Source organism: Acinetobacter sp. KS-LM10 (assembly GCF_036896575.1).
Taxonomy (GTDB): Bacteria; Pseudomonadota; Gammaproteobacteria; order Pseudomonadales; family Moraxellaceae; genus Acinetobacter; species Acinetobacter avistercoris.
On record NZ_CP145906.1, the window covers coordinates 2,459,855 to 2,471,645 of the forward strand.

Annotated in this window: 11 protein-coding genes; 7 read left to right on the forward strand and 4 right to left on the reverse strand. The window is 38.0% G+C overall.

The features are described 5' to 3' along the window. Positions 1-228: 228 nt before the first annotated feature. Positions 229-687 (reverse strand): hypothetical protein, encoded by a 459-nt coding sequence (locus V5M36_RS11195; RefSeq protein ID WP_338558990.1) that lies wholly within the window; start codon positions 685-687, stop codon positions 229-231. A gap of 308 nt (positions 688-995) precedes the next feature. Here V5M36_RS11195 and carA point away from each other — a divergent pair, with 308 nt between their 5' ends. The 3 genes from carA to greA all read left to right on the forward strand — a co-directional run bounded on the left by carA (position 996) and on the right by greA (position 5,959). After that, positions 996-2,138: a glutamine-hydrolyzing carbamoyl-phosphate synthase small subunit gene (carA, locus tag V5M36_RS11200; RefSeq protein WP_338558992.1), complete on the forward strand. Its 1,143-nt coding sequence runs from the start codon at positions 996-998 to the stop codon at positions 2,136-2,138. Positions 2,139-2,152: 14 nt separating this feature from the next. After that, complete coding sequence (carB, locus tag V5M36_RS11205; protein ID WP_338558995.1) at positions 2,153-5,386, forward strand: carbamoyl-phosphate synthase large subunit; 3,234 nt, start codon at positions 2,153-2,155, stop codon at positions 5,384-5,386. 96 nt (positions 5,387-5,482) lie between these two features. Beyond that, on the forward strand, positions 5,483-5,959 hold the full coding sequence (gene greA / locus V5M36_RS11210; protein ID WP_338558998.1) for a transcription elongation factor GreA: 477 nt from the start codon (positions 5,483-5,485) through the stop codon (positions 5,957-5,959). A 141-nt stretch (positions 5,960-6,100) separates the two neighbouring features. Here greA and V5M36_RS11215 read toward each other — a convergent pair whose 3' ends face one another. Further along, positions 6,101-6,682, reverse strand: coding sequence for a TetR/AcrR family transcriptional regulator (locus V5M36_RS11215; protein ID WP_338559001.1), 582 nt, complete (start codon positions 6,680-6,682; stop codon positions 6,101-6,103). A gap of 160 nt (positions 6,683-6,842) precedes the next feature. On the opposite strand from V5M36_RS11215, the gene V5M36_RS11220 reads away from it, so the two are divergent. Further along, positions 6,843-7,241, forward strand: coding sequence for a RidA family protein (locus tag V5M36_RS11220; RefSeq protein ID WP_338559003.1), 399 nt, complete (start codon positions 6,843-6,845; stop codon positions 7,239-7,241). Positions 7,242-7,341: 100 nt separating this feature from the next. Then, positions 7,342-7,977 carry a CatB-related O-acetyltransferase gene (locus V5M36_RS11225; RefSeq protein WP_338559005.1) on the forward strand — a complete coding sequence of 212 codons (636 nt, stop codon included), beginning with the start codon at positions 7,342-7,344 and terminating at the stop codon, positions 7,975-7,977. A 28-nt stretch (positions 7,978-8,005) separates the two neighbouring features. Here the strand turns inward: V5M36_RS11225 and V5M36_RS11230 are convergent, their stop codons facing one another. Then, positions 8,006-8,704 (reverse strand): hypothetical protein, encoded by a 699-nt coding sequence (locus V5M36_RS11230; protein ID WP_338559007.1) that lies wholly within the window; start codon positions 8,702-8,704, stop codon positions 8,006-8,008. 701 nt (positions 8,705-9,405) lie between these two features. On the opposite strand from V5M36_RS11230, the gene V5M36_RS11235 reads away from it, so the two are divergent. After that, complete coding sequence (locus tag V5M36_RS11235; RefSeq protein WP_338559009.1) at positions 9,406-9,849, forward strand: universal stress protein; 444 nt, start codon at positions 9,406-9,408, stop codon at positions 9,847-9,849. A gap of 196 nt (positions 9,850-10,045) precedes the next feature. Here the strand turns inward: V5M36_RS11235 and V5M36_RS11240 are convergent, their stop codons facing one another. Beyond that, entirely contained in the window at positions 10,046-10,375 is a 330-nt protein-coding gene (locus V5M36_RS11240) for an MGMT family protein (RefSeq protein WP_338559012.1), read from the reverse strand. Between the two features lie 109 nt (positions 10,376-10,484). Between V5M36_RS11240 and V5M36_RS11245 the strand changes: the two genes are divergently transcribed. Then, positions 10,485-11,462: an alpha/beta fold hydrolase gene (locus tag V5M36_RS11245; RefSeq protein WP_338559014.1), complete on the forward strand. Its 978-nt coding sequence runs from the start codon at positions 10,485-10,487 to the stop codon at positions 11,460-11,462. The last annotated feature ends 329 nt before the right edge of the window (positions 11,463-11,791 follow it).

Sequence of the window (11,791 nt, forward strand, 5' to 3'; positions counted from 1 at the left end):
GAATACTCCCTCATCCTAACCTTCTCCCAAAGGGAGGAAGAATTTTTACAGATCAATTTATTACCACTTAATGATCTTTTTTTAACTTATGAAAGAGATGTATTTTCATATCTTTCATTTAACTCTTAGAGAGAAACAATCCAAGCCCTATATTTAGATAGGACCAAAATATATTGTATTAAGGCTTATTTGTACTATTTCTCATATTTGTACTATTTCTCATAAGTGTTATTTTTCAGAAATCTTTTCCCAAACTTCTAAAGTATGTTCTTTGGAACGTTTTAATGTGCCGACCACATGATCTATATGCTTATCTGAAATTTGCCCTGCATCTGCTTTAATTTCTTGAACCAATGCTGTTAATTCACCCCAAATCACGTTCAATTCTTTCCGCACAAAGGTTTTCAATTCAGCAATATCTTGCTGTGAAAGATCAATTTTATCTTTAATAATACTGACACGTTCTAAAACATCAGACTTAAAGTCTTTTAATTGGGTTTTAATATTTTCACTTAACTCGACCACATCTGCACTGATGATTTCTTTCTGTTCATTCAGCACTTCAATGCTTTGATTTTTGGCATCTAATCCAATTTTCTCAAAAGCATCCACTCCATCTATCGCTGTTTTTATCACTCTTTCCTTGAGCATAGACACAGCTATAATATTTTTATCTTTAGCATTCATCATCTTGAACCTTTTTTAAGCGATGGAATTTAGAATATGCTTTTTTGATAAAACTTAAGTTCTGAATTGTTAAACAATTCTTAAATTATTTCACTTTTCGACAGAAGATCAAAAAACAGACTTTTAGATAAAAAACAAGAGATATATCTGCTTATATCCAAGCAAAGAGAATGGACTTTAGCCTATTCTCTCCGTATAATACCGTGTTAAGTTCAAGCGAGCAGACATAGGAGGGTGGGTTTACAAAGTAGCCTTCCTTTTTTTTCGTCTTCTCGCTTTTTTACAGCCTAAATTTCAGGAGCTTTGGTTTGAGCACCCCAGCAATTTTAGCCCTTGCCGACGGAACTATCTTTAAAGGTACTTCTATTGGCGCATCGGGTAGTACGACTGGTGAAGTCGTTTTCAATACTGCCATGACTGGCTATCAAGAAATTTTGACTGATCCAAGTTATGCACAGCAACTTGTCACTTTAACTTACCCACATATCGGTAATACAGGTTGTAATGATGAAGACGCTGAGTCAGGTCGAATTCATAAAGTATGGGCAAACGGTTTAATTATCCGTGACCTTCCTTTATTGCATAGCAACTTCCGTTCAACGCAATCCTTAGGTGAATACCTAGAGCAACACAATGTTGTTGCTATTGCAGATATCGACACCCGTAAACTGACACGTATTTTACGTGATAAAGGCGCGCAGAATGGTTGCATCCTTGCTGGCGACAATATCACGGAAGAAGAAGCTTTAGAAAAAGCTCGTGCATTTGGCGGTTTAAACGGTTTAGATCTTGCAAAAGAATGTTGCGATCCTGAAGGTTTTGAATGGACTGAAGGTTCTTGGACATTAGGCAAAGGTTTTTCTCAACCAGAACTTAAATTTCATGTCGTTGCATACGATTACGGTGTCAAAACCAACATCTTACGTATGCTCGCAGACCGCGGTTGCAAACTGACTGTCGTGCCTGCGCAAACTCCTGCAGCTGACGTATTGGCTTTGAATCCAGATGGCGTATTCTTGTCAAATGGTCCTGGCGATCCAGCTGCGTGTGACTACGCGATTGAAGCTGTAAAAACCATTGTAGAAGATGCGCGAAACATCCCTGTATTTGGTATTTGCTTGGGTCACCAAATTCTTGCACTTTCTTCAGGTGCAAAAACTGTGAAAATGCCGCACGGTCACCATGGTGCAAATCACCCTGTACAGAATCTTGAAACTGGCATTGTGATGATTACTTCTCAGAACCATGGCTTCGCAGTGGATGCAGACTCTTTACCTGCAAACCTAAAAGCAACGCATAAGTCTTTGTTCGATCAGACCCTACAAGGGATTCATCGCACGGATAAACCAGCGTTCAGCTTCCAAGGTCACCCTGAAGCAAGCCCTGGTCCGCATGACTGCGCACCATTGTTCGATCATTTCATCGAACTTATCGAAGCATCGAAGAAGTAATTAAGGAAGCGATCATGGCTAAACGTACAGACATTAAAAGCATCTTAATTATTGGTGCAGGTCCGATTGTCATCGGTCAAGCATGTGAGTTCGATTACTCAGGTGCTCAAGCATGTAAAGCGCTTCGTGAAGAAGGTTACCGTGTTATTTTAGTGAACTCTAATCCAGCCACTATTATGACCGATCCTTCAATGGCAGACGCAACATACATCGAGCCAATCACTTGGCAAACTGTTGCGGCAATCATTGAAAAAGAACGCCCTGATGCTGTCCTTCCTACAATGGGTGGTCAAACGGCATTAAACTGTGCGCTCGCATTAGATGAGCATGGCATTCTTGCGAAATACAATGTTGAACTCATTGGTGCGTCTAAAGAAGCGATTGAAAAAGCTGAAGATCGCAAATTATTCGATATCGCAATGCGTAAAATTGGGCTTGAATGTCCAAAAGCAGACATTGCTGAATCAATGGAAGAAGCATTAGCCATTCAAGCGCGTTTTGGCTTTCCTGTGATTATTCGTCCGTCGTTTACGATGGGTGGTTCAGGTGGTGGTATTGCTTACAACCGCGAAGAATTTATTGAAATCTGTGAACGTGGTTTCGATCTTTCTCCAACCAAACAGTTATTGATCGATGAATCTTTAATTGGTTGGAAAGAATATGAGATGGAAGTTGTTCGTGACAAAAACGACAACTGCATCATCGTCTGTGCAATTGAAAACTTCGACCCAATGGGTGTGCATACGGGTGACTCAATCACTGTAGCCCCTGCTCAAACGCTAACAGACAAAGAATATCAATTGATGCGTAATGCATCTTTAGCAGTTCTTCGTGAAATTGGTGTTGAAACGGGTGGTTCAAACGTACAGTTTGGTATCAATCCGAAAGATGGCCGCATGGTGATCATCGAGATGAACCCTCGTGTTTCACGCTCATCAGCACTTGCATCAAAAGCAACTGGTTTCCCAATCGCGCGTATTGCTGCAAAATTGGCTGTAGGTTACACCCTTGATGAATTGAAAAATGACATCACTGGTGGAACGACACCTGCGTCATTCGAACCATCAATTGACTATGTCGTGACCAAGATTCCTCGTTTTAACTTCGAGAAATTCCCACAAGCTGATGCAACACTAACGACTCAAATGAAGTCTGTTGGTGAAGTGATGGCGATTGGTCGTAATTTCCAAGAGTCAATGCAAAAGGCACTTCGTGGTTTAGAAGTCGGCGTATGTGGTTTTGATGAAAAACTCGAAGTTGGTGCTGAAGGTGCGCGCGAGAAAATTCTTCAAGAACTTAAAGTGCCAGGTCCAGAGCGTATTTGGTTTATTGGTGATGCATTCCGTCATGGTTTTAGCCTCGACGAAGTGTTTGCTGCGACCAATATTGATAAATGGTTCCTGATTCAAATCGAAGACATTATCAAAACTGAAGAACAAGTGAAAACTTTGGGCTTTGGTGATTTAAATGCAGACAACATCCGCTCATTTAAACGCAAAGGCTTGTCTGATCTTCGTATTGCAGACTTGATGGGGATTTCACAAAAGCAATTCCGTAAACAACGTTGGAACTTGGGCGTATACCCAGTTTACAAACGTGTTGATACCTGTGCAGCAGAGTTTGAATCTGACACTGCTTACATGTACTCAACTTACGATGACGAATGTGAAGCAAAACCATCAAATCGTGACAAAATCATGGTGATTGGTGGTGGACCTAACCGTATTGGTCAAGGGATCGAGTTCGATTACTGTTGTGTACATGCTGCGCTTGCAATGCGTGAAGATGGCTATGAAACAATCATGGTTAACTGTAACCCTGAAACGGTTTCTACTGATTATGACACTTCAGATCGTTTGTACTTCGAACCGATTACGCTTGAAGATGTTTTAGAAATCGTACGTATCGAAAAGCCTAAAGGCATTATCGTGCAGTACGGTGGTCAAACGCCTTTAAAATTGGCTCGCGCTTTAGAAGAAGCTGGTGCACCAATTATCGGTACATCGCCTGATGCGATTGATCGTGCAGAAGACCGTGAACGTTTCCAACAAATGATTCAACGTCTGCAACTTCGTCAGCCGAACAACAGCATTGTAAAATCTGCTGAAGAAGGTATGGCTGAAGCATCTAAAGTGGGCTACCCACTTGTTGTACGCCCATCTTATGTTCTAGGTGGTCGTGCGATGGAAATCGTCTATAACGATGATGAACTTAAACGCTACTTACGTGATGCTGTTCAAGCATCAAATGAAGCACCAGTTCTTCTTGACCGTTTCTTGGATGACGCGATTGAAGTCGATGTAGACTGTGTATCTGACGGTAAAGATGTGGTGATTGGCGGTATTATGCAACACATTGAACAAGCGGGTATTCACTCTGGTGACTCAGCATGTTCAATTCCGCCTTACTCTTTAAGCAAAGATGTACAAGACGAAATGCGTCGTCAAACTGTGGCTATGGCGAAAGAGCTTGGCGTGATCGGTTTGATGAACGTTCAGTTTGCGGTTAAAGGTGAAGACGTTTATATTTTAGAAGTGAATCCACGTGCATCACGTACTGTGCCATTCGTATCTAAATGTATCGGCGAATCTTTAGCGAAAGTTGCAGCACGCTGTATGGCAGGTCAATCTCTTGAGTCGCAAGGTTTTACGAAGGAAATTATTCCTGAGTACTTCTCTGTGAAAGAAGCTGTATTCCCATTCAATAAATTCCCTGGTGTTGACCCTATTCTCGGACCTGAGATGAAGTCTACAGGTGAAGTGATGGGCGTTGGTAAAACATTTGGTGAAGCATTCTATAAAGCTGTGTTAGGCTCGAATGATCGCTTACCTGGTAAACCAACGGCTGACGAAGTGAAACACGTCTTTATTTCAGTACGTCATTCAGACAAGCCACGTGCTGTCGGTATTGCGCAGAAACTGGTAGATTTAGGCTTCAAAGTTATCGCTACTGGCGGTACTTATGATGTGATAAAAGATGCTGGTATTGAATGTGAACGTGTGAATAAAGTCACAGAAGGTCGTCCTAATATCGTCGACCGCTTGAAAAATGGCGAGATTCACCTCATTATCAATACAACTGAAGGTAAACAAGCGCAGGAAGATTCGTTCTCTATTCGACGTTCTGCTCTTCAAGGCAAAGTGTATTACACCACAACCTTGAATGGCGCTGATGCTGTTTGCCAAGCTTTAGCGATTCAATTACCAATGGATGTATACCGCTTGCAAGATTTGCAAACTGTAGGTTAATACGTTTCCGATAAGACCCGCCACCTTATCGGTGGCGGGCTTTTTTTATTTTTTAAACATCGTATTTATTTTAAATACATAACTTGAGGGACAACAATGATACGTTATCCTATGACTCCCGAAGGCAAAATTGCCTTAGAGAAAGAATTACACCAATTAAAAACAGTTGATCGCCCAAGGATTATTGCAGCGATTGCGGAAGCACGTGAACACGGTGATTTGAAAGAAAACGCTGAGTATCATGCTGCGCGTGAACAACAAGGCTTCTGCGAAGGTCGTATTCAAGATATTGAAGGGAAACTTGGCGCTGTTCAGTTGATCGACATTAAAGACCTAGAGCAAAACGGTCGTGTCGTGTTTGGTGTAACAGTAACCATTGAAAACTTAGACACACAAGAGCAAAAAACTTATAAAATCGTTGGCGATGACGAAGCAGATTTTAAAATTAATAAAATCTCAGTGAACTCTCCTATCGCTCGTGGTCTTTTGGGTAAAAGCGAAGGCGATGATGCTAAAATTCAAACACCCAACGGTGAAGTTGAATACGAAATTGTGAAAGTTGAATATCTTTAATACTTAAATTTTTTGTTTTAAAGATCCTGTTCTTAAGATCAAATTTTAAAGATCTAGTTTCAAAGATTAAATTTCAAAGAGTCAGTATTAATGTTTCAATTCTAAAGCCCCTCACTAGAGGGGCTTTTTAGTGTATATCGATTATTTTAAGAAACCAGAAGCGAAAAGCTCAAATGCCTGCAATGCTTGTGGTAATGCGTCTTCAGAATTTTCACTTGATGCCACCCATAACGCTGCATTCATAGCTGCTCCATTGAGCAATACAGCAGCAGCCATTGCATCGACTAACTTAATTCGACCGTCTTGTAACAGCTGTTCAATACAGACACAGGTCGACTGTAAACATTTATTTTGACTTGGCCAATGCGCTGGATCACCTAAAACTGCAGGACCATCTCTCAGCACAATACGCTGAAATTCTGGATTAAGTGCATTTTGAATATAGGTACGCCCCTCCAACATTAAGCCTTCCCACAAATCATTATTCTCTTCCACATACTGTTTTGAGGACGCTGCCATTTCGGAATCTATTTGATCGACTACAGCAGCAAACAATCCTCGCTTATCACCAAAATGATGATAAAGCGCACCACGTGTAAGCCCTGCTTCCGCTGTTAGTTTATCCATTGATGTTTCAGCATAACCCAATGTTGCAAATGCTTGTCGTGCAACTTGAATCAGTTTTTTTCGAGTCTCCAACATTTTCAGTTCACGGATCGACATATTTTTACCAAATTTAATTTAGATAAATTTTATTTGACATACGTTACGTATGTCAAATATATTTACATACGGCCCGTATGTTAGATTTCTTTCCTATTAAGTTTTGATCGAAAACATATCGAGATTGGCAATATTAAAAACAACCACATCGAGATGTACTATGACAAGAATCGCAATTTTTCCCGAAAACCGTCACGAACTCTATGAACAGCATGGCTACTCTGCAGCTATCCAATCTGGAGATCTCATTTTTGTATCTGGTCAAGTCGGCAGCCATGAAGATGGTCGTGCTGAACCTGATTTTGAAAAACAAGTGGTACTTGCTTTTAGCAACTTAACAAATACATTAGCTGCAGCTGGGTGTACTTTGGATGATATTGTCGATGTAACCACATTCCACACCGATCCAGAGCAGCAGTTTGAAACTATTATGAAAATTAAAAATCAAGTCTTTAACCAAAAGCCATATCCAAACTGGACAGCTGTTGGAGTGAATTGGCTTGCAGGCTTCGACTTTGAAATCAAAGTGATTGCTCGTATTCCTGATATTTCTAAATGAGTCCAGTATTAGAAATTAAGCAGTGATTTATCTTGAGCTTATTTCGCAACGAATATGCTCAATTGGTTATAATGCTTCACCCCATTATGTTGTTCATTTTATGTCTGAGTCATTGATTAATTCTCCTGTTAAACACTGGTGTGAATTTGAATTTATTTCGAAGACGGTGAAAAATCCAAATATTCATATCAAAGGAAATTATTCTTATTATTCAGCCTATTGGGATCAAGGTTTTGAGCGCTGTGTGGTTCGCTACTTACATAACAAACATTCAACGACTGAGAAGCCAATAGATCAGCTTTATATCGGTAACTTTGTCTGTTTTGGTGCGGAATGCGTGATTATGATGGGCGGTAATCAGTTGCATCGAACGGATTGGATATCGGCATTTCCCTTTGATACCCGCAGTTTTCAACCTGCTGGCGATACCAACATTGGAGATGGTTGTTGGATTGGTTCACGCGCGATGATTATGCAAGGTGTAACGCTGGGTGAAGGGGCGATCATTGCAACAGGTGCTGTAGTAACCAAAGACGTGCCACCTTATGCTGTTGTCGGTGGGGTTCCTGCCACAATTATTAAATACCGTTTCTCTGAAACAGATATTGAAAAGCTGCTTTCTCTTAATCTATACGAATTAGAAGAAAAGCAATTTCTAAAAATGCGTGAGCAATTGCAAACCGATGATGTTGAAACATTAGTTAAATACTTTCATACGAATCAACTAAATTATTAAACCCATAGCAATAAGCCTTTCAAATCTATTATTTCACTCGCATAATTCTTTGATGTGTTGGATGTATCGTCTTCCCTATTTCGAGCAAATATTCTGCATGAAATTTTCGACCTAAAATACTTTCATAACTCAAAAGAATGATGCGTTTAAATGGAGTATTTTGCTCATATAAAGCTATCTCATTTTCAGTCAACGCATTTTTAACGACCCTAGATTTGCCATTGAGTAATATTTCAAATGTTTGAGAATCATCATCCTCTTTATCTGATCTATTATTTTGTATAGTGATATTTCTTGCTTCATTATTCGATTGATTCTTAATAGAAAAATGAATAATTCCACCAAAATTATGAATGTTTAATTCTGCAGATACCCTCAAAATGGGCATCACTGAATGATGACGCTCTTCAACTTCTAATCGATATAATTCAGCCATGATCTTTTGTTGATCAACGGACTCTTTCATTTCTTCGATTTGAAAATTCATTGCCTCAGTTGATTTTTGCAATTCATCAGCTTGCATTCTCAAGGCTTTAGAGTTTTGATAAAACCCAGCAACTAACCAAAAAAAGCCCAATGGTGCAAATACACCAGCAAGAAAATCTCCGATTTCATTCAATTCAAGTAAGGGCAGCTTATTCCATTTAAATAGAATGAGCACAAAGACAAGAACAACCCAAACGATAGAAATCCACTTTACTTTATTTTCTGAAAATATTTGATTCATAGATATTTTTAATTAATACATATTATTTTCTAAATTCAATTGTAGTTAGAATTAACTCGAAAATTCAAGCTTTGAGCACGTAACGATTAACTTATTGAATATTGAACTCATACATCAATCTGCAAATGAAGATATAAAGATAATAAATTGATATTCAAAATTTTCATCTTCAAGACGAAGGCAAGGATGAAGTCATATTGATGAAGAGTTGGTTGTTTATAAATGACTGATTAAACAAGCCTATCGATATCTCGTCATTTCATTTAAATATCTTTCTTTCACTCAAATACAGACAATATTCAATCACCTTTAGACTTTAGACTTTAGACTTTAGACTTTAGACTTTAGACTTTAGACTTTAGACTTTAGACTTTAGACTTTAGACTTTAGACTTTAGACTTTAGACTTTAGACTTTAGACTCATGATGATCTCTTTCGTTTAATATTTAAATCTCAAAAATGAGAATAACAAGTTCATAAATACAAGCACTTACAATCAAACTGATTCGCTTCAACAATTTGAATTACTTATGTTCAATCTCATGTTAAATTAATAAAGAGTGTACCAACACTCAAATATCAATTATCCCTATGAATTTACTAGGTTTTGTTTTAAATAAATCCAGTATATGATCAAGAAATTATAATATTCAAATGTTCATATTTAAAACAGATTATATAACGGTGATAAGGAGATAAAAATGTCGTATCAAAACATACTCGTACCTGTGGATGGTTCAGAAATTTCGCTAAATGTTGTCAAACATGCGGTTGAATTATCAAAAGCATTTAATAGTAAAATTACTGTTGTGCAAGTGATGACACTTGATCCCTATATAGCAGCGGAATATCTTTCAGCTGGACAATCCAATCAAATGATTGATCGTGCTAAAAATTTTATACGCGGTAATCTTGATACAGCCAAAGCTCAATTTGAAGCTGCGGGAGTCGTTGTTGAAACACAAATGCTGGAGGGAGAAAGTATTCATCGTACTCTTTTAAAAGCGGTTGATGACTTAAGTATTGATCTGGTTGTCATTAGTTCGCATGGTCGCAGCGGAATTAAAAAGTTACTTATGGGTAGCGTTGCTCAAAGCTTAATTACACAAGTCGACGTCCCTGTATTTGTGGTTAAACAGTCGTAATTTCTTAGTTTAATAGCATATCAATCTAAGGTTTTTAACTTTAAATAGTTTCTGAATCTACGTAGTTTCTGAGTCTAAATAAATCCAAAATCCTCAGCCAACTCTGGTTGAGGATTTTTTGATGTTAATATATTTTTTAAATTTTTAATTCAAAATTCTAAAATTTCAAATATTAATGACAATATTTTTTTCAACATTATTCGGTATGCCATCCGAACTTTCTAAAGCTAATCTTGCCATTCACAATGTCTACCCCTTCAGCAATCAGTCTGGCTTGTTGTTCGTTATAGCCAAAATCATCAAGTCTACTTAGGCTAATTCTACCTTGTGAATTAATAACCCTGTGCCACGGCAATTCACTTGAACTATCCATTTGACTCAATACACGGCCTACCAACCTTGCATGTCTTGGTAAGCCTGCCATTGCAGCAATTTGACCATAGCTTGCGACTTTTCCATAAGGAATTAATGCGACAGTGCTCAGAATAACCTGTGCCAATTCATCTGATGAAGAATGTGTTGTCATAATTGAATTGACCCAAAGTAGAAATGGTTGGAGGTTTTGGCAAATGTATTTTTATAAGCAGTCGCCTAATCTAAAACTTAAATAATATAACAATCAATGAGTATAAATAATGAAATGGAATTTTCATCATGTTGTCTTTGCCGTATCGTTGAGCTTAGGTACAGCAATGACGACATTACCAGTGAACAGTTATGCTGCTGCTCCAAGCATCAATATTCAAAGTATCTTACAACAAGAACGTGCTTGGGCAGGACTCAATAGCAAACGTGTCAAAGTCGCAGATATAGATTGGGCATATAGCGAAGGTGGCACAAAAGGTAAACCTGTGGTTCTTTTGGTGCATGGACTTGCTGGAAGTCGAGACAACTGGAATCGAGTAGCCCGCTACTTAACGCCACACTACCATGTGATTATTCCTGACCTACCCGGCCAAGGAGACAGTCGAGTTCCGAATGATTTTGACTATTCAATTCCCAATTTAACTGAAAAATTACGTCGCTTTATTGAAGCAATAGACGTTGATCCAAATTTACATATATCTGGTCACTCTATGGGCGGAGCTGTATCACTACTCTATGCTGCACAATATCCAATAGATACTAAATCTCTATTTCTTGTAGACACCGCTGGCGTATTCAAAACGGGCAACACACCTTACTTAAAAGATCCAAATTTACTTAGAAACTTCATCGTTTCTAAACCTGGAGATTTTGATCGATTATTTAAAATTGCTGCTCATATGCCTCCTTTTATTCCCAATGAATTAAAAGTTGAACAAGAAAAATTAATGATTTCAAATGTTGCCAACAATACCAAATTGGTTGAACAACTCATCTTAATGTCTAAAACCTATACGCCTGAAACCTTTGCGCTTGCAGCTCGATCTATCGATCAACCTGTATTAATTTTATGGGGAGATAAAGATCAAATTATTAATGTTGAAGCCGCAGGCGAATTAAAAAGCTTACTTAAAAATGCAAAGGAACCTATTATTTTAAAAGATGTCGGTCATACCCCGATTCTTGAACAGGAACAAATTGTAGTGAATCATTATCTAGAATTTTTAAAAAACTTAAGTAAGAAATAGTTTTTTTGACAATACGCATTAAGTATATACATTCATTTGAATATGGTGGCTTAAAGTGATTAGGTGAATTCGAGGTGTTACGATCCGATCATCTTTATTTTCTTAAGCCACTAAATTTAACACTCAGCATCAATTTTAAATCTTAATACATCAGAATAATTCTTCAATTCTTCAATTCTTCAATTCTTCAATTCTTCAATTCTTCAATTCTTCAATTCTTCAATTCTTCAATTCTTCAATATATTTTTGAATTTAAAACTTCAAAATAATTTTACTTAACGAACTTTTTATTTGAATCAGCTTTTCTTCATTAAATTATATTTTGGTTC

What these genes read in the sequence shown, in the direction of transcription:
- V5M36_RS11195 (WP_338558990.1), bottom strand. Translation starts at nt 687, where the DNA reads ATGAATGCTAAAGATAAAAATATTATAGCTGTGTCTATGCTCAAGGAA.
- carB (WP_338558995.1), top strand. Translation starts at nt 2,153, where the DNA reads ATGGCTAAACGTACAGACATTAAAAGCATCTTAATTATTGGTGCAGGT.
- greA (WP_338558998.1), top strand. Translation starts at nt 5,483, where the DNA reads ATGATACGTTATCCTATGACTCCCGAAGGCAAAATTGCCTTAGAGAAA.
- V5M36_RS11215 (WP_338559001.1), bottom strand. Translation starts at nt 6,682, where the DNA reads ATGTCGATCCGTGAACTGAAAATGTTGGAGACTCGAAAAAAACTGATT.
- V5M36_RS11220 (WP_338559003.1), top strand. Translation starts at nt 6,843, where the DNA reads ATGACAAGAATCGCAATTTTTCCCGAAAACCGTCACGAACTCTATGAA.
- V5M36_RS11225 (WP_338559005.1), top strand. Translation starts at nt 7,342, where the DNA reads ATGTCTGAGTCATTGATTAATTCTCCTGTTAAACACTGGTGTGAATTT.
- V5M36_RS11230 (WP_338559007.1), bottom strand. Translation starts at nt 8,704, where the DNA reads ATGAATCAAATATTTTCAGAAAATAAAGTAAAGTGGATTTCTATCGTT.
- V5M36_RS11235 (WP_338559009.1), top strand. Translation starts at nt 9,406, where the DNA reads ATGTCGTATCAAAACATACTCGTACCTGTGGATGGTTCAGAAATTTCG.
- V5M36_RS11240 (WP_338559012.1), bottom strand. Translation starts at nt 10,375, where the DNA reads ATGACAACACATTCTTCATCAGATGAATTGGCACAGGTTATTCTGAGC.
- V5M36_RS11245 (WP_338559014.1), top strand. Translation starts at nt 10,485, where the DNA reads ATGAAATGGAATTTTCATCATGTTGTCTTTGCCGTATCGTTGAGCTTA.